Source organism: Ewingella sp. C233, assembly GCF_055407225.1.
Map to the genome: position 1 here is coordinate 336,656 of NZ_JBUZRI010000002.1, position 19,817 is coordinate 356,472.

31 protein-coding genes are annotated in these 19,817 nt (G+C 52.6%); 10 read left to right on the forward strand and 21 right to left on the reverse strand.

Going from position 1 to position 19,817, the window contains the following annotated elements; genetic code table 11:
• Positions 1-28: 28 nt before the first annotated feature.
• The 6 genes from ACZRKO_RS13855 to ACZRKO_RS13880 all read right to left on the reverse strand — a co-directional run bounded on the left by ACZRKO_RS13855 (position 29) and on the right by ACZRKO_RS13880 (position 6,475).
• The gene (locus ACZRKO_RS13855) at positions 29-967 is read right to left on the reverse strand and encodes a DUF2184 domain-containing protein (protein ID WP_463737837.1); all 939 of its coding nucleotides are present in this window, start codon (positions 965-967) and stop codon (positions 29-31) included.
• Between the two features lie 14 nt (positions 968-981).
• Complete coding sequence (locus ACZRKO_RS13860; protein ID WP_463737838.1) at positions 982-1,479, reverse strand: structural cement protein Gp24; 498 nt, start codon at positions 1,477-1,479, stop codon at positions 982-984.
• Positions 1,479-2,720: a DUF2213 domain-containing protein gene (locus ACZRKO_RS13865; protein WP_463737839.1), complete on the reverse strand. Its 1,242-nt coding sequence runs from the start codon at positions 2,718-2,720 to the stop codon at positions 1,479-1,481. Before ACZRKO_RS13865 ends, ACZRKO_RS13860 begins: the two co-directional genes overlap by 1 nt.
• Positions 2,721-2,771: 51 nt before the next feature.
• Positions 2,772-3,305, reverse strand: a complete 534-nt coding sequence (locus ACZRKO_RS13870) for a phage head morphogenesis protein (RefSeq protein ID WP_463737840.1) — start codon at positions 3,303-3,305, stop codon at positions 2,772-2,774.
• A gap of 76 nt (positions 3,306-3,381) precedes the next feature.
• Positions 3,382-4,854 carry a DUF1073 domain-containing protein gene (locus ACZRKO_RS13875; RefSeq protein ID WP_463737841.1) on the reverse strand — a complete coding sequence of 491 codons (1,473 nt, stop codon included), beginning with the start codon at positions 4,852-4,854 and terminating at the stop codon, positions 3,382-3,384.
• A complete protein-coding gene (locus ACZRKO_RS13880; protein ID WP_463737842.1) occupies positions 4,844-6,475 on the reverse strand; it encodes a TerL protein in 1,632 nt (543 codons plus the stop codon). The genes ACZRKO_RS13875 and ACZRKO_RS13880 overlap by 11 nt, the downstream gene beginning before the upstream one ends.
• 72 nt (positions 6,476-6,547) lie before the next feature.
• On the opposite strand from ACZRKO_RS13880, the gene ACZRKO_RS13885 reads away from it, so the two are divergent.
• Positions 6,548-6,769 carry a HEAT repeat domain-containing protein gene (locus ACZRKO_RS13885; protein ID WP_463737843.1) on the forward strand — a complete coding sequence of 74 codons (222 nt, stop codon included), beginning with the start codon at positions 6,548-6,550 and terminating at the stop codon, positions 6,767-6,769.
• 34 nt (positions 6,770-6,803) lie between these two features.
• Here the strand turns inward: ACZRKO_RS13885 and ACZRKO_RS13890 are convergent, their stop codons facing one another.
• From ACZRKO_RS13890 to ACZRKO_RS13910, 5 genes are all read right to left on the reverse strand, one after another.
• Positions 6,804-7,406, reverse strand: coding sequence for a terminase small subunit (locus ACZRKO_RS13890; RefSeq protein ID WP_463737844.1), 603 nt, complete (start codon positions 7,404-7,406; stop codon positions 6,804-6,806).
• Positions 7,407-7,485: 79 nt separating this feature from the next.
• Positions 7,486-7,746 carry a hypothetical protein gene (locus tag ACZRKO_RS13895; protein ID WP_463737845.1) on the reverse strand — a complete coding sequence of 87 codons (261 nt, stop codon included), beginning with the start codon at positions 7,744-7,746 and terminating at the stop codon, positions 7,486-7,488.
• An 80-nt stretch (positions 7,747-7,826) separates the two neighbouring features.
• Positions 7,827-8,357, reverse strand: a complete 531-nt coding sequence (locus tag ACZRKO_RS13900) for a hypothetical protein (RefSeq protein WP_463737846.1) — start codon at positions 8,355-8,357, stop codon at positions 7,827-7,829.
• Positions 8,350-8,889: a lysozyme gene (locus ACZRKO_RS13905; protein ID WP_463737847.1), complete on the reverse strand. Its 540-nt coding sequence runs from the start codon at positions 8,887-8,889 to the stop codon at positions 8,350-8,352. Before ACZRKO_RS13905 ends, ACZRKO_RS13900 begins: the two co-directional genes overlap by 8 nt.
• A complete protein-coding gene (locus ACZRKO_RS13910; protein WP_278879023.1) occupies positions 8,889-9,098 on the reverse strand; it encodes a class II holin family protein in 210 nt (69 codons plus the stop codon). Before ACZRKO_RS13910 ends, ACZRKO_RS13905 begins: the two co-directional genes overlap by 1 nt.
• Before the next feature lie 204 nt (positions 9,099-9,302).
• Here ACZRKO_RS13910 and ACZRKO_RS13915 point away from each other — a divergent pair, with 204 nt between their 5' ends.
• Entirely contained in the window at positions 9,303-9,899 is a 597-nt protein-coding gene (locus tag ACZRKO_RS13915; RefSeq protein WP_463737848.1) for a hypothetical protein, read from the forward strand.
• A gap of 133 nt (positions 9,900-10,032) precedes the next feature.
• Here ACZRKO_RS13915 and ACZRKO_RS13920 read toward each other — a convergent pair whose 3' ends face one another.
• The 9 genes from ACZRKO_RS13920 to ACZRKO_RS13960 all read right to left on the reverse strand — a co-directional run bounded on the left by ACZRKO_RS13920 (position 10,033) and on the right by ACZRKO_RS13960 (position 14,920).
• Positions 10,033-10,716, reverse strand: a complete 684-nt coding sequence (locus tag ACZRKO_RS13920; protein ID WP_463737849.1) for an antitermination protein Q — start codon at positions 10,714-10,716, stop codon at positions 10,033-10,035.
• Entirely contained in the window at positions 10,713-11,069 is a 357-nt protein-coding gene (locus tag ACZRKO_RS13925) for a RusA family crossover junction endodeoxyribonuclease (RefSeq protein ID WP_463737850.1), read from the reverse strand. The genes ACZRKO_RS13920 and ACZRKO_RS13925 overlap by 4 nt, the downstream gene beginning before the upstream one ends.
• Entirely contained in the window at positions 11,069-11,194 is a 126-nt protein-coding gene (locus ACZRKO_RS13930) for a hypothetical protein (RefSeq protein ID WP_463737851.1), read from the reverse strand. Before ACZRKO_RS13930 ends, ACZRKO_RS13925 begins: the two co-directional genes overlap by 1 nt.
• Positions 11,195-11,617, reverse strand: a complete 423-nt coding sequence (locus ACZRKO_RS13935; protein ID WP_463737852.1) for a NinB/YbcN family protein — start codon at positions 11,615-11,617, stop codon at positions 11,195-11,197.
• Complete coding sequence (locus tag ACZRKO_RS13940) at positions 11,617-13,005, reverse strand: replicative DNA helicase (protein WP_463738104.1); 1,389 nt, start codon at positions 13,003-13,005, stop codon at positions 11,617-11,619. Before ACZRKO_RS13940 ends, ACZRKO_RS13935 begins: the two co-directional genes overlap by 1 nt.
• On the reverse strand, positions 13,005-14,066 hold the full coding sequence (locus tag ACZRKO_RS13945) for a replication protein (protein ID WP_463737853.1): 1,062 nt from the start codon (positions 14,064-14,066) through the stop codon (positions 13,005-13,007). Before ACZRKO_RS13945 ends, ACZRKO_RS13940 begins: the two co-directional genes overlap by 1 nt.
• Positions 14,059-14,220 (reverse strand): hypothetical protein, encoded by a 162-nt coding sequence (locus ACZRKO_RS13950; RefSeq protein WP_278879016.1) that lies wholly within the window; start codon positions 14,218-14,220, stop codon positions 14,059-14,061. Before ACZRKO_RS13950 ends, ACZRKO_RS13945 begins: the two co-directional genes overlap by 8 nt.
• Positions 14,221-14,311: 91 nt before the next feature.
• Positions 14,312-14,632 (reverse strand): CII family transcriptional regulator, encoded by a 321-nt coding sequence (locus tag ACZRKO_RS13955; protein ID WP_437341987.1) that lies wholly within the window; start codon positions 14,630-14,632, stop codon positions 14,312-14,314.
• Between the two features lie 24 nt (positions 14,633-14,656).
• On the reverse strand, positions 14,657-14,920 hold the full coding sequence (locus ACZRKO_RS13960) for a Cro/Cl family transcriptional regulator (protein WP_353503005.1): 264 nt from the start codon (positions 14,918-14,920) through the stop codon (positions 14,657-14,659).
• Positions 14,921-15,026: 106 nt separating this feature from the next.
• On the opposite strand from ACZRKO_RS13960, the gene ACZRKO_RS13965 reads away from it, so the two are divergent.
• Positions 15,027-15,734, forward strand: a complete 708-nt coding sequence (locus ACZRKO_RS13965; protein ID WP_463737854.1) for a S24 family peptidase — start codon at positions 15,027-15,029, stop codon at positions 15,732-15,734.
• A 512-nt stretch (positions 15,735-16,246) separates the two neighbouring features.
• Here ACZRKO_RS13965 and ACZRKO_RS13970 read toward each other — a convergent pair.
• On the reverse strand, positions 16,247-16,471 hold the full coding sequence (locus ACZRKO_RS13970) for a hypothetical protein (RefSeq protein WP_463737855.1): 225 nt from the start codon (positions 16,469-16,471) through the stop codon (positions 16,247-16,249).
• Positions 16,472-16,481: 10 nt separating this feature from the next.
• Between ACZRKO_RS13970 and ACZRKO_RS13975 the strand changes: the two genes are divergently transcribed.
• The 7 genes from ACZRKO_RS13975 to ACZRKO_RS14005 all read left to right on the forward strand — a co-directional run bounded on the left by ACZRKO_RS13975 (position 16,482) and on the right by ACZRKO_RS14005 (position 19,798).
• Positions 16,482-16,688 carry a hypothetical protein gene (locus ACZRKO_RS13975; RefSeq protein WP_463737856.1) on the forward strand — a complete coding sequence of 69 codons (207 nt, stop codon included), beginning with the start codon at positions 16,482-16,484 and terminating at the stop codon, positions 16,686-16,688.
• 377 nt (positions 16,689-17,065) lie between these two features.
• Positions 17,066-17,452 carry a hypothetical protein gene (locus tag ACZRKO_RS13980; protein ID WP_463737857.1) on the forward strand — a complete coding sequence of 129 codons (387 nt, stop codon included), beginning with the start codon at positions 17,066-17,068 and terminating at the stop codon, positions 17,450-17,452.
• Positions 17,443-17,604: a hypothetical protein gene (locus tag ACZRKO_RS13985; protein WP_463737858.1), complete on the forward strand. Its 162-nt coding sequence runs from the start codon at positions 17,443-17,445 to the stop codon at positions 17,602-17,604. Before ACZRKO_RS13980 ends, ACZRKO_RS13985 begins: the two co-directional genes overlap by 10 nt.
• Positions 17,595-17,771, forward strand: coding sequence for a hypothetical protein (locus ACZRKO_RS13990; protein ID WP_463737859.1), 177 nt, complete (start codon positions 17,595-17,597; stop codon positions 17,769-17,771). Before ACZRKO_RS13985 ends, ACZRKO_RS13990 begins: the two co-directional genes overlap by 10 nt.
• The gene (gene exoX, locus ACZRKO_RS13995) at positions 17,749-18,420 is read left to right on the forward strand and encodes an exodeoxyribonuclease X (protein WP_463737860.1); all 672 of its coding nucleotides are present in this window, start codon (positions 17,749-17,751) and stop codon (positions 18,418-18,420) included. The genes ACZRKO_RS13990 and exoX overlap by 23 nt, the downstream gene beginning before the upstream one ends.
• Positions 18,420-19,103, forward strand: a complete 684-nt coding sequence (locus ACZRKO_RS14000; protein WP_441655882.1) for an AAA family ATPase — start codon at positions 18,420-18,422, stop codon at positions 19,101-19,103. The genes exoX and ACZRKO_RS14000 overlap by 1 nt, the downstream gene beginning before the upstream one ends.
• Positions 19,100-19,798, forward strand: coding sequence for a single stranded DNA-binding domain-containing protein (locus ACZRKO_RS14005; RefSeq protein ID WP_463738105.1), 699 nt, complete (start codon positions 19,100-19,102; stop codon positions 19,796-19,798). The genes ACZRKO_RS14000 and ACZRKO_RS14005 overlap by 4 nt, the downstream gene beginning before the upstream one ends.
• Positions 19,799-19,817: the final 19 nt, after the last annotated feature.

Below are 19,817 nucleotides of genomic sequence, written 5' to 3' on the forward strand. Positions count from 1 at the left end.
CCCCTTTCGGGGCTTGTCTGGTGGTCAGTTAAATGCCGTCGACATACAGCATGGTGTCGGTATAACGCAGCTCAACCGCGCCCACTTTGCTGTAGTAGGTCACCAACTGACGCAGGTCACGGTATTCCATCGGGGTACGCTGCAACGGCACCAACGGGAACTGCACGAATTTGCGGTCTTTGGTATAGAACATCATGCGGTTCGCATTCGTTACGCCGCCTGCCTCCAACCATTTGATAGGTTGGATGTCGAGAGGCTTACCATTTTGCTTATACGCGATGGTGTTCTCGTTCAGGTAATCCAGCAGTGAGCGGTTACCTGCGGAAGAAACAATAGTGCTCACCAGCAGCGCGTACTGATCGGGCGGCAGGCGCAGCGAGTCCGGCACAACGGCACGCCCGGTTTGCTTCCATGCGGTTGTCAGGCCATCATCGATAGAGGCGCGAATTTCGTCAGGGGTGCTGTTTGCCCACGTTTTGGTCGCGTTGATGGTTGTTACGCCTGCCTGGTTAAGCAAACCTTTCACCTTCAGGATATCGCTCCCCACGTACACCTGACGGTCAACGTTCAGTTGGTAAACCTGATTCATGGCTTCAAGTTTCTGAGAGTCAATCGGACGGCCCAACTGCAACGCAGACGCCAGCTCGAATACAGTCCACGAAAGCTGGCGCGACCACGGGGTAAGAGGCAGAGTTGTTTTGGTGATATCCAGATCAATACCGGCAATCACGTTGGTGCTGTTGCTGATCCACGATTCACCGTCGTTACCTACGGAGCTTGGCGCGGCGAAGCTGCTGTTGGAGAAACTGGACATCTCGTCAGCGATGGAAACGTCTTCACGCAGGTCAACGTCGCGGCTCCAGGTATAAGCGAGTAACGGCAGGTTCAGGGTTGGGTCGAAGCGCTCCAACTGGCCCAGCAGGAACGCACCGGAGTTATCGATGGTCTGTCGGTCGTAGGTGATCATAGTTTGTGCATTCCTTAAATATTGAAGGCGAGTTCAGCGATGCCGTTTGCATCGGTTGTGCCGAGAAAGCGTGCGTTAGTGATAAGCACGGTATTGGCCGGAGTGGCATCCGCTTGCGCCTCAAAACCACCGATAGGCTGCGTTGCGGTGCCAGCACCCACGCGAATGTAGACCGCCCCGTTATCAGCCACAGTCCCTGCATTCACCTTGACGGCAATGTATCCACGCACCAGCGCGTCGCCAGTGTGGTTATATGTGCCAGTCAGTTGGCGAGCCAAGTCGCTGTCAGAAGTGAACGGGAATGAACGAACACGGATGCCGTAAAGATCCGCGGCTTCATCACCGGCTGCCAGCGGAATAAATTTGCCGCCGACTTTTTTCCCGGCCAGACCGTCAGCGGTGAATGGATTTGAGGTGTCCATCACTACCGGCTCGACGGTAGAATGATTTGGGCGGGTGAGCGCCCCTGCGTAGCCAAAATCAGGCGTAAAGAGAATTGATTTACCGGTCATTATTTGGCCCCTTTCTTGTTGTTCCAGAAATCTTTATTGGTGTTATTCAGCGCTGCAACGTCCGTAGAATTGGCGTTTGCACTAAATGCAGCTAAACCTTGCAGGCCGTTGTTGCGGCTTTTAGCCAGCTCTGCCGCACCGTTAAAAATGCTGTCGACCGTCGCCATGTGGAGTTTGTCGAAGTCGGTATTCTTTCCGGCCAGCGGTTCGATCAGCTTGCGCCCGTCAGCTGTTTTAAATGCCGCATTAAGCACTTGGCGCTTGATGGTTCCCATTTTTGAGCCATCAGGCAGAGAGAAGCCCGGCATAATTAGCTCGGCACGAGAAAGCACGTCTTGCTGATAGCCAGCGTCGCCGGTCATCTTTTTCTCTTCCGTTTTTTCCTCTTCAGACTCGGCATCGCCGGTTGCCGAGGTGAGTTTTGCCACCAGCGCCTGAACAGTTGCTTCTAGCGCACTGAGGCGAGCGCCCAAGTCAGTTTCATCATCAGTCGTTTGACTGGATGGCTCGATGACCGGCGGCGCGGCGTCCGGGCCTTCGATTTTCACCACCACCGTAGGGATGGTGTCATCGTCGTCACCGGTTAGGTTCTCCGGCACGTTATCCATCAGCTCTTCGGTAGCCGCTGAATCTTTGGTTTTCACCGCCTTTTTGAGGCTGGCTAACCACTGCTTAGCTTTACTTGCCATACTTTTACTATCTCCAATAGAACAGCGAATACCGGCCCGACCGTTCGGAACAAGCGCGGTGTGATTACCTCTAATCTGGTACTGATTGGCTTTTCCCGGCGCGGTCTGCTCATATTCAGCGTCGTAGCCGCATGAGACCTGCCTTAGCCCGTCAAGAACCGCCTGAATGCCCATCTGGTCTTTGATAACCAAATCAGCCAGCACCAGATCTGCTTGCTCACCCTTTCCGCGACGGACGTTGGTAACGTGACCAATTGCCAGCTGTCGCCAGTTTTTTGGGTCAACAAACTTGATGTTTCCCTGCTCATCCTCTGGGTGGAGAATGACCACGCTCATGCCTTCGAAGGATGCTAGGGCTTCAGGGCTAAACACCTCTTCAGGCGTTCTCGTTACGACAATCTCCCCGTCAGCGTCAGGTTCAATTTCAGGCAAATCATCAGCGAGATAGACCTGCGTTCCCGTTCGGGCAATAGGGACGTCTTTACATAAAAGTGAGCCGTCCCCAATCTCGTAACGGTTCGGCCCAATTCGGGTCGTGAAGAAATATTTCATTGGTCACCTGCTGAATGGCGGGCATAAAAAAAGCCGCTCGACGGCGGCCTGTTATTTTCTTGGAGAGGGGATCTGAACCTCAGACCAACATTTGCAATTAGGCAAGCAGCCGGCGTGGCCGGTCATACCGTCGAGCGTGGGCGGGCTATGCCAGTAAACAAACTTATCCCTCATTTTTTTATGTGAAGGACGCGTTCCCGCTCCCTCGATGCGCCACCAATAGCCCTCAGAGCCAACCAAGACTGCCCGTGCTTCTGTAAGTGCGCCGGTGGCGCGCCCTATCTCCGTTCGCGCAATCATTCTGGCTCTGCTGGCTGCTACATCGCCGGACTGCATGATCATGCTGTACAGCTCATCAGGCCGCTCGCCATTGATCACAGCCTGTATTGCACGCCCCTGAATTTCCTTCACTCGACCGGCTGCCTCGAGTGGAAGCGAGCGCATCATCTGGACTTGGCGGTAAACGATGTCTTGGGCGACTTGCCCGACGGGCGTATTGCCTACCACATCACGCAGCCCCTCGGATATTTGTTGTGACACCGAGCGCCACTGATTCCACTCTTCGCTTTCGACTTGCATAAACATCTTCTGCGCGACCTGCGCAGACCAGTCATTGATAACGTGAGAGTACTCGAGGAGATGTCCTGCAACGGTGTCAGCGCTAGCCTGGGAACCATCGTAGGAGCCAGTTACGATTTCGTTTATTTGACTGACTATCCCCAGTAGGCTTTTCTGATACTGAATTTCTGAACGTCGGCGCAGGGCTGGCCTCAGATTCAGACTCCTCCCACTGCGACTTCGCATCGTCAATATCCTTGTCAGTGATGTTTGAGCCAATGCCTGTTACGCGTGACGTGTCACGCAGTTCAGCCATACCGGTGTGCGGTGGCATAATTCCGCTTTCTACTGCTTTGCTAATTGAGTTGACGGTGTTGGATGCCACAGTGGATCGGTCAATATCTGACATCTGCCAAAGCGGGTTGAATTCGAAATCAAAGTCTTCAGGCAGCGGTGTGCCGAATTCCGAACGGTGTAAAATCTCAAACAGGCGGCGAATGGGTTTACGTGTCCGGCGCTCCTGCTGAGAACCAACGTTGTCATAATAATTTGCCAGGTCAGCATCACCACCAGAGAATCCGGCTGGAGACTGACCAAATAGCCTGACAAGGGGGATGCCCGTCGCGCCAGATATCTGCTCACCAAACTGTGAAATGACATCCGAAAGGCCAGCAAACGAATAAGAGTGCGTCGCAAACTCATCGCTCTTATCCATGAGCGTCATGCCCTCAATGGACTGGAACAGTCGGATCATGTCTATGTGCTTCATAAGCGCGGCTTCGCGCTCTCCGCCAAAGCCCAATATTTCACGAAGCTTTTCGATGCTGTACGTGCGCAGATGGGCCTTATTAACGAGTTGGGCAGCACCAGTTGAAGCGCTATCAAATGCCATGATCCGGTCATACAAGCGCTCAACTACCGACATTCCCCAACCGTTCTCGGTATAGGCTTGCTGGTACGGCAGCCCGACGCCATCCATACGAATGAGACGGGTGTGGTGGATTTTCCACGCTGGTATACCGTTTTGCGCAGCCACAACCTGGTAAAACTTTGGCTTGCCGAGATCCGGCCCGAGCTGGTCGATAGTTTCGGTGATGGTCTGATTCAGCATCCAGCGATCAAGAACCAGAAGCCCCTTGAATTGATCGCGACCGATGGTTTCCATTCTCAGCGGCGTAGTCATGTCCTGACCGTCAATCATAATGACGCCCACCGCGCCACCGTAAAGCCGTGACCACTTAATGGTGTCACTTAGCGCATCCCAGAGGGATAACTCTTCCCAGCGTCCAGTCAGTCGGCTTTTAGCCTTGTGGTCCATCTGCGAAGTGATGCTTACGCCTTTGCGCGTCATGTCGTCTGCGATGGTGTCTACCGACGCACCAACAATCCACGATGAGCGGTAGGCAAACTCCAGTAGCACGCGGTTACGTGATGTGAAGTTAGGCGAGTACGTACCGTGGGCGCTAAGGTTTCCCGTCTGCAAGCCAAGGCGAGACATGAAGTTGTCGTAACCATCGATGGTCTGCTGCTTTGGCTTTGCCGACGGCTTTGCATTTGAGCGGTGTTTACGAGCCATTTTTACCTCTTGCCAGCAAGTCCCAGATATCCATAGCGGTTACTTCCATCGGCGCGTAAGCGATCATCACGCTATCGGCTAAGTTAGGGGATTTCGTTCCATCCGGTTTCTTATCGACGACGACCTTACCCACGCCATTGATGGAGTAGGTAGGTTGCGAAAGTTCAGAGATGAGCTTGCTGCGCTTCTCGATGGATCCGGAAATGGAAATGATTTCGTCAGGGTCATAGGCCATGCCTTCAACCACTGCACGGTATGTTTTCTGAAAACGCGTGCGGAGACTCCACCAGCTCTGCGCCTTAGCGTTCGCGAAGAAGTCCTTATTGAGCCGACCAGGCTGCCCGTCTTGGCTCGGTACCGCTTCATCGTCTGGATTGGACGGTGATCCGCTACCGCGAAAAGGCGTTGCCGTTATCTCTCGCTGCCGTTCGGCCTTGCGCTGTTCGTTAATCACGCGGGCATCGCCGCGCGCACCGGCACCCAGCCCGTCCGCGTCATAGCGGAATAGCTCGAGTCGCTCGGTATCGCAGAGCATGAATGCTTTTTGAACCGTTCCGAAGATGTCGTCGCCTTTGCCGGACCACTCTTCGACGTCCTCCAGCAGGAAGCCATGCCGCGTTGTGAATGCGTTGGTGTCCTTGCCTTCGTCGGCGATATCGAGTGCCCCCATGCGCTGGCCAGTTGGCTGAATGCCGAGCTTTTCATGCGCATCGATGGCGGCCTGAACCCAAGCGGACGGGATCAGCACGCCCTCAACAGACGCGTTGTAGTTGATGTCGATTTCCTGCGCGATGGTTACGGGGTCGAGATTTTCGACCTGCTTCGCATACCAGGCATCATCCTTGCGCGGGTCGTCGCGCCAGTGGAACGTGAAGACTTTGATTTTGCCGCCGTGGCGACGCTCCGCGAATGAGTTCGCCATGCCGTTCGGCGTGGACACGTCCTGACGGCAGTTTGTCGTCGCAGACAGTGAGGCATCGACCAAGTGTGGCCGCTCAAGAAACGCTGACTCATCAACGATGTAAAAGCTGGTACGGTCGCCACGGCCTATCCCGTCGCCCGCCTCGCCAGTCATGGCCGAATCGGTATCAGGGAACAGGATCCGCATGTGAGGCGCGTGCTGCTTGACGCTCCAGCCGCCACGAAACTCAGCGGGCAACAGCGATATGAAATTTCGCGCCTTGTCGAATAGCGATTTAGGCGAGCCGATTTTATCGACGTATTCCTCTTTACGAGAGCCGAAGCCAGCGAACACGCCGCGATTGAATAGGCAGAGCGATGAGGCCATGCCTACGGTTAGCCAAGACATGCCCATGTCGCGCGTTTTCTCGGTGATGCCCGGCTCAGCGTTGCGCCAGCGCTCAACGAACCACTGGATCCACTCTTCCTGTTTTGGGAACAGCAGGAACGGGATCCGGGCGGGCAAACCGCGCTCAACGTTGCGAGGGTCAACGGTCATGCCCCAATCGATGATGAACTGAGCGGGATTGTCTTTGTAGAAGGCCTTGAGAACCGGCAGTAATTGCGGGTCTTGGCGAATGCGCTGGAGCCTCTCCATCCGCCATTCAAAAACCTGCATGTAATCCGGTTCTTTGAAATTAAACGGGAATGGGATCGGCATATTTTCACCAATTTATTGATGTTCTGAAATATCTGTTACATATTGAAACTTATTTTAACGTGAGGAGTTCCCATGCAACTAGCAGTAGTGACAAGACTTTTAGAATTGACGAGAGACCATAATAATCAGATTAAAATCGCAGCAATTTATAGCTTAGGAGAAGGAGGTAGCCCAGTTTTAGCAACAATTACGCGCCTGTTAGAATTAACCCACGATCACAATAATGATGTCAAAGAAGCAGCAATTAAAGCACTTGGACGCATCAATCGCCCATCAGCTCATACAGCAAATTAAAATGTGTTAAGAGGCCGTGCTAGGTATGACGGCCTTACCCCATCATCTTACGATAGGCTTCTGCGGCTTCATCCGGCGTCAAATTGGCCGTCTGGATCGGGCCACCGTTCGGGCCGCTAATCTCTGTCTTCTTCGGCGCTTCCCAGCCTTGCAATTCAGCGAGCTGCTTAATCGCGGCTTTCGGGTCATGCAGCTTCATCTTCAAGCCATCTTTCCCAGCGGTCAGCTCCGATATGGCGGCAAGATGTTCCGGCTTCAATTCGTCCGAACCTTTGAACGACCAGGTTGATTGAGTTATCGGATGGCCGTCATCGTCTTCACCGACAATGTGCGTACCGAACGTGGCGAGGTCGGCAATCGACGTGCGCCCCATTACGGTCAGGCGCTCGAGCGCTTCCTGGTACGTCATCACGGCGTCGGAAACGGCTTCGTGCTGAACAGAGCGCAGGAACGCTGAAACGTTAACATTTGCATACATTCGCGAGGCGGCAGCCCTGAGCGCATCGCCCTTGGCCTTGCCTCCGGCCTTTTTGTAAGAATCAGTCTGGTTTTTGCCTTTGAGCAGATGAGTGACAAACTTTTTCTGCAGGGCTGTAAGGGCAGCGAAAAGCGCCTTTTGTTCATCGTTCAGCGTCATTTTCACTCCTTAAAACCTCCGTTAAATCATTATCAGGAGCGTCAGGAAAGGCGACGCCCCTTGTAATGCTCTATCGGGCTTAGAAATACTTGGCTTTCAGCGCAACCAGTTCGGCCTCAGCATCTTCGCCGAGAACGGCCAAGCCGTGCACCACGAAATTCACGAACTCATCATCGCGTGCTTTGAGCGCTTCCAGCGGAGATAATTTCGGTGTGTTGAGCTGAGCAACCTGCCCGTCTGCTCCAACGATATCTTGAGAGACCGCCGGCTGATTGGCATCAGGGATTGTTGAGGTGACAGGCGTGTGATTGAGTTGCAGGTCTTGCAGTGGTTCGGACATGGTTACTACCTCTGGTGTTTTGATTTCGGCGGCTGCCGATTTGAAATAGATGCTCTTAAGCCATGCGAGAAAGTGCTTAATCATTTCTGTCTGGCCTCTTCGTGCTGGCGAATGCCTGCGAGCTGGCTGTTAGCCTGGTCAATCAAGGTAAGCAGCGGGTCAATCCACAAAACCGCCTGGCAGTAAGTTATTCGGCGGGAGGTAGTGGCACTAACAGCGGCTGTAATAGGCTGGCTGGGATCGGGGTGCATTGCGCTGGCACGTAAACGGTCCGCGTAGTCGTACAGGCTGTTAGCAATGTCAGCAGGGATAGACAGAGCACAAGTCGGCTCGCTTTTGAGAATCGTTCGATATTCAATTTCACGCTCCTGACTCTTTCCCGTTATCTGCACGGCGTATTGTTGCGCGGCACCGGCTATCTGGTTTGAGCGCTGGAAGTTAAACGCCTGCGTGGCCACTGTCTGCGCCTGCAAGGCGTTATCGCTTTGCAGCTGGCTAACCTTGCCCTTCGCCTCTACAGAAACACCATAAAAATGGAAGGCCAGCGCCAGCAGCAAGCCCACCAGCGTAAGGATAATCAACGTTGCTATAACGGCAGCTTTATTAACCATCAAGCCCCCAGCATGTCAGCTCGCTCTCTTGGTCGCGGCGCTCGATCTGGCCGAAACAGTTATTCGCGCGGATGTTGCAGTCTTTGCCGCCATCCCGCACCCAGCGCTTTATCTCGGCGCATGCCCCGAGCAGGTCGCCAGCATTCAACTTGCTGTAGAACGTAGACGGGAAGCATTTACCGGGGCCGATGTTGTACGGGCAGAACGATGCAATTCCGGCAATTTGCGGGGCTGTCAGCGGCACTTGGACGTTCTTCTTAACCCACGCAATCGCCGCATCCTGCTCAATCTGGTTCACCTGGTCGCATTTTTGCGCGCTAAGGCGCATGCCCGGCGTTACTGGCTTGCCATCAACGCGCGTGGCGCCGCGGCAGATTGTCCAAATGCCTTTGCCGTCCTGATAGGAGTTGAGGCGATTGCCTTCTTTCTCATCGAGGAACTGGCTGAGTATCGCAGAGGCGCTAGCGCCAGAAATGATTAGAGCGATGACAGCCTTGCTGAGTTTGCTTTTAACTCCAGACGAAACGGCCATTACTCACCGCCTAGCGCGCGGGCTCGCCTGCGATCTTCTTTGATTTTGAAATAGAGGTTGGTCATATACGTCAGCACCGCAACGCTGATGCCTGCCAGCACGCCGATAGCATTCCACTGATCCGGACTAAATGTGTTTAACAGGCCGTTCAGGACGCTACCCGCCGATGCTCCGTATGCAACGCCAGTAGTTAATTTGTCCATTTTCATAGTCTCCCCCTCCGGGTTTCCGGTTGGGTGCGTAGTCGGTAGGTATTTAGCGCCGCAGTCGATTTGCGGGAATGGTGAGATAGTTGCTGATTGACTGTGCGCTAAAACGAGAAAAGGCCGCCAATTTGGCAGCCCTTATGAATTGAATAAAATCAGTAACACTGAGTGGTATAATCACTCAACAGTTTAATATTGGAGGTTTCAATGGATTCGAATCAAATAATTAACAAAGCAATTGAGGAAGCTAATCAGCTAAAAGACAAAGGAATAAAAGAATTAGATATCGATTTCACCATCAACTATCTTCAAAAAATTAAGATGCAGGCAAGCATTAGTCATGATTTTTCCCTAGAAAAGTTTAAAGCTGAGAATCAATTACATATTGAGACAATGAAGGTCAATGAGGCCATCAACCTCGAATCATTCAGATCAACCATCAACATAGGCATGAATGCCGCTAAAAGTTGCATGCTTATCAATGGTGGCGCTTCAATAGCGTTGCTTGCTTTTATAGGAAACATATGGCGAAAGGAATCAATGGATATTGCCGCACTGTTAGTATCAAAAGGACTACTAATTTTTTGTATTGGGGTAGCACTATCCGTTCTATGCTCAGGATTAACCTATCTAGCTCAATCAAATTACACGAGCAGCGATCTCGGCCGAAATGAGAAACTGCGAAAAATTGGAGGTAGATTTAACATTGCCGCCATTGCCGCAGGATTTTTCTCTCTGATAGCATTTGTTTTCGGTTCGTATCAGACATATTTATCAATGCATACGCAGTTTTCTGGAGCTTAATAAAGCAAAAGCCCCGGCGAATGCCGAGGCTTAAATGTGTTGTGGGTATTAATATCCCATCGTTAGGCGAAATCTATAACACTTTTGGCAACTTTGCAAGCATCGTGGATGCAAAATAACCGATAAACACCCATCAAGCGGCTATCGTGCTACCGCTTGTTATTTTCATAAACTGCCAGTCAGCGTGTGACTCTTCCGCATCGCAGTGGCTGATAAGCTGGTCATAAAAAGGTTTCCAGTTAAGAGACCATGTGCGCTGTGGTAAATCGGGAAACAGCGCATTAATGGCGCGATAAGTGCGCGAAGATGGTGATGCTTTCAGGCCGGTACCATGGCAGCGCGGGCAATCCCTTTCGCCAGGCTCGCTTATCTGCCCCTCAGCCTTGCCCATGAGTGCATAATCGCAAATCAATCCTCCGCCATTAGCGAGAGCAATGGGAGCCACTTTCCGGCGCCCTTTGCATTGAGGGCATCGCGCGTGAGGATCGTCAGCGGTGCGACAGTAAACATCAACTGCTTGCCCGCACATGATCAGCATGGCCTTCGCCATCTGCCGCCCTGCCACTTTCCCGATTGACTTCGGCGCTATCCGTAATGCCACAACAGCAAGAAGCTTGATTGCCTTCTCCCTACTCTCTTGGTCCTTCATGTGCTTGGCAAAGAACAGCGCAAACCCAAGCTCTGCTCGGGACTGGGCCATTCCCAGTGCAGCCATTACATCGGTACCTGTCAGCGCCGCAGATGCTGTCGCGCGAGATGAATCGCTAATCATCAGGCTTTTCGGGGAAAAATGTTTAACAGCTGCTTCAAGATTCATCTAATTTCTCCAATGATTATCTGACCGGATTCACCCCAAACCTTTGTTACTCGACCGTCCCAAATTCGGCAGTCGTCTTCGAAAATCGCATCGAGCAACGCTTTTTCCAGATTGTCTTTATCGGGCTTTTGCTGATGCGGTTTTCCCGCCATATCAGCCTTTTTCTTTTTGCTCCAACTGGCGGGCATCGGCAAAACAAACGTGACGTGCCAGCCGCACTCAGGCAGAGAAATTCCCTTGAGGCGCACCTCATCGCAAAACGCTCGGTACCCGAGCACTGGCGGGCGCTGCGCCCAGCGGTCACGCTGCGTCATGCGAGGCTTTGGGATGGGCGTTATCACGTATGTTTTCATCATGCTTCCTTTTTGCGTAGTCGCTGCTTAAGCCAGTTAGCGCCCATAGGGGCAACCACCAGGAGGCCGCCGGCGAATGCAACAAAGCCCACTACGGCAAAGAATCGAATCAACGTATCAAGCATTTAGGCCACCTGCTGATTTCTGAGTTGTTGGTATTCGCAGCGCGCCGGAATTGTCAGGGGAAAGCCTCGCTGGTGTGCCCATGCATCAACCTGTTCGAGGTACAGTGTCATTTCGCCGGTTTCCAGCAGCTTCGTGGATTTCACGTAGCGCGTTTCGCCCATCACGGTTATTGCCTTTGGCGGGCAGTACAGGTCTTTCAGGTATTCGTGCAGCTGCTCGGCAGTGAACTTTCCTTTTCCGGCCTTGGCCACTTGGCTGGCAATCTCGCCGTTCCATTTCCACAGCAGCGCGTTCTGGCTCAGCGAGCGCTTATCGCGCCATTCAACAATGCTGACGCGGTAGCGCTTACCAGACGCAACCAGCTCTTTGAGAACCGGCCAGAGCTGCGCTTTCGTGGTTTCATGCAGGCAGAAGTCATCCATCAGAGATCCCTCTTTGCGTAGGTGCGTTGTGACGCTGCAGGTTGCGGGCGAACTTTGCAGATTTCGGCGGCACGGACCTGGTCGGTCGGCATGAAGTGACCGTTTCGGAATTCTTGGTAAACGGTGCCGAGCATGCCGAATCGGTTCTTGGTCACGATGATTTCAGCAAATGGCGCAGCCGGGCTGTCCGGCTCGTAAACACCGTCGCGGTACAGCATGTAAATTCCGTCCGCGTCCTGCTCGATGGATCCGCCATCGCGCAGGTCTGAGTTGACCGGACGTTTCTGTCCCTTTGGTCGGCTCTCAACGTCGCGGTTGAGCTGGCTCAGCGAGATAACGGGCGTTTTCAGCTCTTTCGCCATCCGCTTCAGGCTGCCGGAGATGTGGGCGATAGCGAGATCGTTACGCTCAGCGCGCGGCTTTTTAATCAGGCCAAGGTAGTCGGCCATGATCAGCGACAGGTTCGGATGCTTGCGCTTGAGGCGCTCGGCAATGGCTCGAATTTGCTCGATAGTCAGGTTAGAGGCGTCGACAACCCACACCTGCAGGCCCTGCAGACGGCTAATGCCCATGGAGATCCGGCCCCAGTCCTCATCGTTCATGCGCGAAGGCTTGCGCAGAGAAGAAACCGGCATATTTGACGCGCCCGCCAACTGGCGCTCGATCACCTGCTGGGCGCTCATTTCCATCGAGAAAATCAGGACGCCGCGCGGCAGCTCTTCCTCGCCAATGCGAACCTTGCTCTCGGCGACGCCCTCGGCAACTTTCAGCGCAAACTCGGTTTTGCCCATGCCCGGACGTGCGGCCACCACGATAAAATCTTCGTTGTTCAGGCCGCCGGTGATTTCGTCCAGCTCGGCAATGCCCGTTTTCAACGTGTCGGACTCTTCGCCGTTCAACAGGCGTTGTTCAAGCAGCTCGCCATACGAGCCAAGCAGCTCATCGATGTGAACCGGCTGGATCTCATCGTGCGAGCGGTTGATGTTCATCACCTGGCTGACGAATTCCTGAATCGTGTCGATAGCGCGTTCGTGGTTGTTCGACGTGGTGATCTGGTCGTAATAGGTTTCCATCAGTTGCTGGAACTGGCGGATCTGCGAGAACTCGCCAACGATGCGCGCATAGCCCTTGAGGTTTGCCGCCGACGGGCATTTGCGCAGGGTTTCCATGACGTTCGCGAAGTGTTCATCACCCATGGCCTCGGCAACCATCAGGCCGTCGATCAGGCCGCGATTGTTCGCCTGGCGCTTAATCTCTTTGAACGTTTCACGGTAGAACGGCACGCTGAACGAATCAGCCTCGAGCGTAGCCAGCACATCGCTTGCGTCGGGGGTAAGACCGCTCAGCAACAGGCCGCCGATCACGCTTCCTTCGATTTCTTGATTGATCACAGAGTCCCCTCCTTCACGTTGCGAAGGGTTTCAGGCTTCATCAGGTAATCGAAATTAGCGCGCCAGCCGAGGCCGTCAGGGCCACCAAAGTGGAATTCCCGTGCATCGGTAAGGAATGCCTCGAAGTACGCTCTAAAGCCGTCTACGGTCTGTTTTGCGAGGTGGCATGCTAATTCGCGGATCGCCAGCTCACGGTCGCGGTAAAGCTCGGCTGGTGCCATGCGCCCGTCGGTTACCGCGTTGTAGGCATCAATGACCGCCTGGCAGTCGATATCAACGCAGGTTTTCTGCCAGGCTTCCGCGTCGGAAAGGTAACCGTCGAATCGATTGACGCGGCAGATATTCATCGGCTTGGCCACCGTGTTGTTACGGCGCTTCCATGTGCGCACTACCCAGCGAACTACCAACTGCAGGTCTTGCAGTGTGTAGGCGCGGCGGGACTTGGTTTCTGTCAGCAACACGGCGAAGGGTTCTGCAGAACGGCAACTGCCATCTGTCAGCTCGTTGTAATACTCCAGAGCCTGTTTTGCTTCTGCCAGAACTTGTTCTGAAAATTCCTTCCCGTTCTGCCCCTCGGGGGCTTTAGGGGGATCTGTTTTTACTGTCTTTGGAATAATGTCTTTGGTGTCCCCCTGTTTTGAGGGATAGCGCTCCCCTAAATTGAGGGATTTTTTATCCCCTGATTTGAGGGATAATCCCTCGTTTTGAGGGATAACCCACTGAGAGACATTTTTGTTAGGGCCAAACTGGCGCCCTTGCTGAAGAAGAACATTCATTTCAACCAGTTGTAGCTTTGCTTCGTTACAACGCTTCACAGGGAGACGCGCTATCTCAGAAATCTGAGAATCACTGATCCGGTCCATTTTTTTATTCCAGCCATAAGTCAGCCTTAAAACGGCCAGTAGCACTTTGAATTGGCGCTTGGTTAAATCCGCGCCTGCATATTCTTCCACGAGCATATTTGCCAGCCGGAAATACCCATCTTCGGTATCAGCCACGCGACGCTCCTCGCGCTCTTCTTTAGCGCGAAATTGAAGTATTTCAGCGGTGCTACTCATCTGCCTTTTCCTCATGCTGCGCCTGCACCTTGCGCCATTCGGCGGCAAAGCGTTGCTGGAAAGCTTTAGGCGCAGCGCCGATAGGATCGGCAGGCCGGACAAAGTCATAGCGGGTATATTCTCGGGGTTGCGCTGGGCGCTTGTTCTTGTGCATAATGGTTAAAACCTCAGTGGTTTTGAGAAGTGACGGCCGTACTGTTCCAGCAGTGCGGCTTTTTTTTGGCTTAATGAAACCATCCCCCACCTCAATTGAATCCTATTGGCTCAGGCCGCATGCGCTCAGCCTTCATACCTATTTCCGCCAGTGTCTCCATCGAGAACAGATAATCCCGGCGCACCAAGACAGCCTCGGGTGGCGCGAGCTGCAAACCGAGCGCTGCAAGTAACTTGCAGAACTGCTCAATGTGGCCAGCCTTCCAGCGACTCAACGTCGATTCGTCCATCCCAATTTCATCAGCGATAGGCTTTTGCCCATGCAGTTGAAGCTGGCGAAGAACTAGCTGTTCCATGTCACGCGGCTTGAGTTTTGGCAGCTCTGAATTGCGCGTTATTGCGTTTGTTTCCACTTATCATCTCCTTGTTAATTAGGGTTATGCGGCATTAGCTGTCTTCCGATGAACGGCACCACCTCTTGCCAGTTCAGGCCAGATCTTTTGCCAGTCGGTTGGGTGCAGGTTTTGCCGGCTCACCGCCCCCTGAGAGGCTGATTCGATGAGCACGCAAAGTGCGGCACCAAGTTCCTGATTTTTACTAATTGCTTTGCGTAGATAGCCGATGGAAGTTGCGCATTTCACTGCGAACTCTCTTTGCTGCTCTTGAGACAAGGCATTTAGAAAAATGCGTAGCTCTTCCATATTCATTCCTTAGGTAAGGGTTCAATGCGAAATATACCCGTGGGTAATCTTTTTGTCTATACCCACAGGTTATTTACCCATTGGTAATTTTAAGTACGATGTGCACATGACTAGAGAAGACAGAAAAATGATGTACGAAAATCGGCGGGTAAAACTTGCTGAGTACATAGATAGCTTGGGCGTGGGCGGCCAAAAAAAGGTCGCTGATGCCATTGGAAAAGATGCAAGCTACGTTTCGCGAATGCTCTACCCTGACGATAAAGCGGGGAGAAAGCGCATTGGTGAAGAGTCTGTTCTGCTTCTTGAAACCAAACTAAACCTTCCTCGAGGATGGTTTGATGGTATTGCTGAAACTCACACAACAATCCCAGATACGATCGAATATGCAGGCGCAGTACGATTGGGTGCTGTGCCTGTCATAGGCGAAGCAATATTGGGAGTTGATGGCATGATTGATATGGTTGAAGTCAGGGCTGGATGGCTTCAAATATATAGCCCTGATCGAGATGCATATGGGCTAAAGGTTAAAGGTGACAGCATGCACCCAAGAATTCAGTCTGGCGAGTTTGTGGTTATTGAGCCAAACACTCAAGTTCACTCTGGTGATGAGGTCTTTGTAAGGACAAGTGACGGCCATAACATGATTAAAATCATGACCAAAACCAGAGATGGAAATTACCAATTATCAAGCATAAATAACGACCACAAACCGATTACATTAGAAAGCCATCAGATCGATAAAATGCACTTCGTTTCAGCCATTGTTAAGGCAACACGTTATATGGACAATGACGAAATGCCTCCCCACCTCTAGCAATAACTCCTCTCAAATATAAAAAAGCGCCCATATGTGGCGCTTTTTTTATGCCTTTTTAAAAATAAATTACCTGAATTTTCAAAAACATTACCTGTAAATCGCAATTTTGTTTACCTTTGGGTATAGACATAAGTATTACCCGTAGGTATATTCACCTCATCGAAACGGCAGGACGCCAACTAAGCAGCACGCGATGAGGTGAGCGATGTAATCACTTCCGGCCCCGAGAGGGATCGACCGCAAATTAGCTCTTTAAGGGAGGAATGATTAAACACTGCCGCCGTCCGCATGAGGCGGCAGTCAATCAACAGTGGATTTCGGGATGGTGTGAATTGCAGCGTGAGAAAGCGCAACCGCGGGGATCAGCAGCGCGGCACGCCATCGCCTAAAACCACTTACTGGGAGTTAAGAGATGGATGCTTATGAAGAATATTTCGACAGTTTGAAAGAAGGTGAAGAGGCGATGAGCGAAGCGGAATACAACGAGTGCTTATCATCGCAAAGCAATGTTAAAGCTGCTCTTTATTCTTAAGGGCTCTCAACTCAAGCAACTTTAACTTCCTTTCTTCCAAGTCTTCTTTTGTGTCGGCCACTGCTACCACGATGTAATCGACCTCTGCCCCTTTAATGAAAACATTAATGTTCTTAATAACCATGTCAGACATCTTTTCGACGGCAAAACAGTCCTGAGATTCGCTGTGCAGCAGCACGAAAAAATCATCTTTAATTTCCATAGAGGTTTCCATGTACGAAGTGAAAAATTTAACCGTCCTATTTCTTGAAAACGACGATTTCCAGAATCCCAATCTTACGATCGGGGACGGAGCTTTAAAAGATGAAGTCGATAAGGCGTCACTTCATGCAGAGATCATCATTTACAAAAATGTCATGATCAAGAACCGTTACGGCAAAGCCGCAAAATTCCCGTTCACTCCTTCTCTGCCTCAGTAAAACAGCAGTAAAGCCCGGAGTACCGCAGCAGTTCGTTGGGCTTAAAAGTAAAGGCGGTGGATAGCTGGGCATCATCCCAGCACACAACGGCATGCCTACTCATTCCCTTACTCATTGTTCGTGCGTATCCGTGGATGCAGATGAGTGGGCATGGCCGTTGTGGTTCACGGTGATGTATAGGGTTCAACTCCCTGACGCGAAAGCGGGCCAGTGGTTGGCATAGTCTTAGCGATGGCAGTTCGAATCTGTCCGCCGCAACATCCATTCAACTTCATGCTGTCTGTTTGCCCTCGCGCCCCGAGGGCTTTTTTTTATCCATCGCAAAGAAGCCTGCCATTAGCCGCGGGCGTTTTGTCATGGGCCAAAAAGGAGCTGCTATGCAGATCATCCCCAAATTATCCAGAGAACGCCTCGCGGTTTTGCCGGTAGGTACGCCGCTGCGTATTGGCCGCCAGCTGGTGACCTTTACCGGCCGCAACGCTGGCGCCGTGTTCTACAGCGACCAGGCGGGCGTCGAGCAGTCATTCACTGAGCAGTTGGTCTGCTCGGTGGCAACCGAGGATGTCAGCGCGCAGATGTGCGACTACTGCGGCAAGTTCCGCGCGCCTGCTGATTTGAAAGTCATCCTCGTTGAGCTGTATCGAGGTTCGAAGTCTCACACGGTCTGCAAAGAGGGCTATTGCGCCTACATGTTGCAGATGCAGAAACGCACCAAGCCAGCGCCAACCGCGCGCGGCGCCAGAGGTAAAACATCATGGAAATGAACGCAGCAAAAAAAGCGCAGTACCGTCACAAGCTGACTGGCGAGGACGTCCGTATCTGGCAGCGCGATACATCAGGGCGCGGGGTGTTTATCGCCATTCTCTTGGCCTTGGCCGCCTGCGTCATGATGCTGGTGAATGCGCCATGGCAATGAGCAAAGACCCGAAGGTCACAGAAGACCTGATCCTTTCGCTGTGCATCGCACGCGGCATCACTTCCGCAGACCTTGAACGCCTTGCTCTGCGGCTTGCACATCTCGAAGCGTATTTAGACGCACAAACCGAAACGGTGAACCAGCATGACTACCTTTCGTGTCATTGATACCGAAACGACATCTTTAGAGGGCGAGGTTGTAGAGATCGCCAGCGTGGATATCGTAAACGGCCAAATCTGCAACCCTCTCAGCGACTTCGTAAAGCCCTCTGAGCGCATCAGCTTTGAAGCCATGGCCTTGCACCACATCACCGAGAAAATGGTCGCGGACGCCCCGCCGCTCAGCGCAGTGATTGATAAATACCTCGGCGCTGACCTCTACGTAGCGCACAACGCCTCATTCGACCGCGAGATGCTGCCGATGATTGTGGCGCCGTGGGTTTGCACTCTGAAATTGGCACGCAAGCTTTGGCCCGAAGAGCCGTCCCACGGCAACCAGTATCTTCGGTACCGGTTCGGCTTAGAGCCTAATGTGCCGGAAGGGCTGTATGCGCACCGCGCGCTTTATGACTGCTACGTCACGGCCATCACCCTGCTTTACATGAACAGCCTGGCGAAGTGGAAAATCTCCGAGATGCGGGATATCTCGAACAGCCCTTCTCTGCTGCACATCATGAAATTCGGTAAATACAAAAATCAGACCTTTGCTGATATCGCCGCGAAGGACTCGAGCTATTTCCGCTGGTGTTTATCAAATCTGGAACTCAATGAGGACCAGCAATTTACGATGCGCCACCACATGGGAGCGATGTTCTGATGGGTACTCCAGTACTAATCCTCGGCGACTCTGGCGCGGGCAAGTCCTACAGCCTGCGAAACTTTGATCCAGAAGAATGCCTGTTAATCCAATGCATCCCCAAGCTGCTGCCGTTTCGCTCGAAGGGCTGGCGCATCAACGGCCAGCCAGATGGCGATGGCGTGCCTCAGCGCGGGAACGTGTTCAGAACCGACGACTGGAACGACGTACAGGACAAAATCCAGCGCATGGTCCTATCGAAAACTCGGAAGGTGCTCATCATCGATGACTTTCAAGTCGTCATGCAGCACGAAAACATGATGCGCGCCTACCAGACTGGCTACACCAAATTCACTGAAATGGCGGATCACGTCTGGCGAATTATCACGGCGGCCACGCAGCTGCCTGACGACGTGCGCGTTTACTTTCTTGCTCACACCGAAGAGAGCGAAGGAAAAATCCGCATGAAGACCGCCGGGAAGATGCTCAACGAAAAGCTGACCCCGGAGGGCTATTTCTCCATCGTTCTGCGCGCCATTAAGAAGGACGGTAAACATGTCTTTCTGATCAAGGGTGACGATAACGACACTGCCAAGGCACCACCCGACTTATTCCCTGACCTGTCCGAAATGGACAATGACCTCAAAGCTGTGGACGTCGCGATCTGCGACTTCATGTCTGATTCCTTAGGAGCAACAATCTGATGCAACCAATGAGTTTTAAATTCGACGCAGAAGCGGCAAAAAAAGCCGGGACCATGGGTATTTCTGAAAACGGTGCCTATGAAGGTGTCATCACTTCGGCCATTTATACGTTCGGTAAAGATGGAAGCCAGTCTCAGGCGCTGGAAATCAGCCTCGATTCCAACGGGGCGAAAGCCAATTACCTGCGTATTAACTATCTGGGCAAAGATGGTGAACCGACGTTCGGCATGGGGTTGATTTCGGCTTTGATGTGGGCGGCAGGCATTAAAGAGGCAGCACCGGTTCAGGTTCAGGGGCCAGATGGTGCTGAATGGCACAACCAAGCGCTGCTCGGTAAATCAGTTGGCCTTGTATTACAAAAAACGCTCTATACGAAAAGTGACGGCAAAGACGGTTATCGTTTGGAAATCCGTCAGGCGTTCAAATGTGGTACTCGCAAAACCTACGCCGAGCACGCTGAAAATTCACCGGCTGAAGCTGTAGATAAAATGGTTTCCCTGCTCAAAGACCGTGACGAACGTGACCCGAACGCCGCCACCGGCCAGCGCACTACCAGCGGGCAGGCTCCATCCAATCCATACGCACAGCAGGCCAACCAGACCACAACCTCACGCTTGCAACAGGCAGCCAATAACCGCCAGAACCACGCTCCTCAGCAGCAGAATCCTGATTTCGACGACGACATCCCCTTCTGACCGAGCCGCCCGTCCGGGC

Excerpts from the sequence above, each read along its gene's own strand:
- ACZRKO_RS13855 (WP_463737837.1), bottom strand. The coding sequence starts at position 967 with ATGATCACCTACGACCGACAGACCATCGATAACTCCGGTGCGTTCCTG.
- ACZRKO_RS13860 (WP_463737838.1), bottom strand. The coding sequence starts at position 1,479 with ATGACCGGTAAATCAATTCTCTTTACGCCTGATTTTGGCTACGCAGGG.
- ACZRKO_RS13865 (WP_463737839.1), bottom strand. The coding sequence starts at position 2,720 with ATGAAATATTTCTTCACGACCCGAATTGGGCCGAACCGTTACGAGATT.
- ACZRKO_RS13870 (WP_463737840.1), bottom strand. The coding sequence starts at position 3,305 with ATGTTTATGCAAGTCGAAAGCGAAGAGTGGAATCAGTGGCGCTCGGTG.
- ACZRKO_RS13875 (WP_463737841.1), bottom strand. The coding sequence starts at position 4,854 with ATGGCTCGTAAACACCGCTCAAATGCAAAGCCGTCGGCAAAGCCAAAG.
- ACZRKO_RS13880 (WP_463737842.1), bottom strand. The coding sequence starts at position 6,475 with ATGCCGATCCCATTCCCGTTTAATTTCAAAGAACCGGATTACATGCAG.
- ACZRKO_RS13885 (WP_463737843.1), top strand. The coding sequence starts at position 6,548 with ATGCAACTAGCAGTAGTGACAAGACTTTTAGAATTGACGAGAGACCAT.
- ACZRKO_RS13890 (WP_463737844.1), bottom strand. The coding sequence starts at position 7,406 with ATGACGCTGAACGATGAACAAAAGGCGCTTTTCGCTGCCCTTACAGCC.
- ACZRKO_RS13895 (WP_463737845.1), bottom strand. The coding sequence starts at position 7,746 with ATGTCCGAACCACTGCAAGACCTGCAACTCAATCACACGCCTGTCACC.
- ACZRKO_RS13900 (WP_463737846.1), bottom strand. The coding sequence starts at position 8,357 with ATGGTTAATAAAGCTGCCGTTATAGCAACGTTGATTATCCTTACGCTG.
- ACZRKO_RS13905 (WP_463737847.1), bottom strand. The coding sequence starts at position 8,889 with ATGGCCGTTTCGTCTGGAGTTAAAAGCAAACTCAGCAAGGCTGTCATC.
- ACZRKO_RS13910 (WP_278879023.1), bottom strand. The coding sequence starts at position 9,098 with ATGAAAATGGACAAATTAACTACTGGCGTTGCATACGGAGCATCGGCG.
- ACZRKO_RS13915 (WP_463737848.1), top strand. The coding sequence starts at position 9,303 with ATGGATTCGAATCAAATAATTAACAAAGCAATTGAGGAAGCTAATCAG.
- ACZRKO_RS13920 (WP_463737849.1), bottom strand. The coding sequence starts at position 10,716 with ATGAATCTTGAAGCAGCTGTTAAACATTTTTCCCCGAAAAGCCTGATG.
- ACZRKO_RS13925 (WP_463737850.1), bottom strand. The coding sequence starts at position 11,069 with ATGAAAACATACGTGATAACGCCCATCCCAAAGCCTCGCATGACGCAG.
- ACZRKO_RS13930 (WP_463737851.1), bottom strand. The coding sequence starts at position 11,194 with ATGCTTGATACGTTGATTCGATTCTTTGCCGTAGTGGGCTTTGTTGCA.
- ACZRKO_RS13935 (WP_463737852.1), bottom strand. The coding sequence starts at position 11,617 with ATGGATGACTTCTGCCTGCATGAAACCACGAAAGCGCAGCTCTGGCCG.
- ACZRKO_RS13945 (WP_463737853.1), bottom strand. The coding sequence starts at position 14,066 with ATGAGTAGCACCGCTGAAATACTTCAATTTCGCGCTAAAGAAGAGCGC.
- ACZRKO_RS13950 (WP_278879016.1), bottom strand. The coding sequence starts at position 14,220 with ATGCACAAGAACAAGCGCCCAGCGCAACCCCGAGAATATACCCGCTAT.
- ACZRKO_RS13960 (WP_353503005.1), bottom strand. The coding sequence starts at position 14,920 with ATGGAAGAGCTACGCATTTTTCTAAATGCCTTGTCTCAAGAGCAGCAA.
- ACZRKO_RS13965 (WP_463737854.1), top strand. The coding sequence starts at position 15,027 with ATGACTAGAGAAGACAGAAAAATGATGTACGAAAATCGGCGGGTAAAA.
- ACZRKO_RS13970 (WP_463737855.1), bottom strand. The coding sequence starts at position 16,471 with ATGGAAATTAAAGATGATTTTTTCGTGCTGCTGCACAGCGAATCTCAG.
- ACZRKO_RS13975 (WP_463737856.1), top strand. The coding sequence starts at position 16,482 with ATGTACGAAGTGAAAAATTTAACCGTCCTATTTCTTGAAAACGACGAT.
- ACZRKO_RS13980 (WP_463737857.1), top strand. The coding sequence starts at position 17,066 with ATGCAGATCATCCCCAAATTATCCAGAGAACGCCTCGCGGTTTTGCCG.
- ACZRKO_RS13985 (WP_463737858.1), top strand. The coding sequence starts at position 17,443 with ATGGAAATGAACGCAGCAAAAAAAGCGCAGTACCGTCACAAGCTGACT.
- ACZRKO_RS13990 (WP_463737859.1), top strand. The coding sequence starts at position 17,595 with ATGGCAATGAGCAAAGACCCGAAGGTCACAGAAGACCTGATCCTTTCG.
- exoX (WP_463737860.1), top strand. The coding sequence starts at position 17,749 with ATGACTACCTTTCGTGTCATTGATACCGAAACGACATCTTTAGAGGGC.
- ACZRKO_RS14000 (WP_441655882.1), top strand. The coding sequence starts at position 18,420 with ATGGGTACTCCAGTACTAATCCTCGGCGACTCTGGCGCGGGCAAGTCC.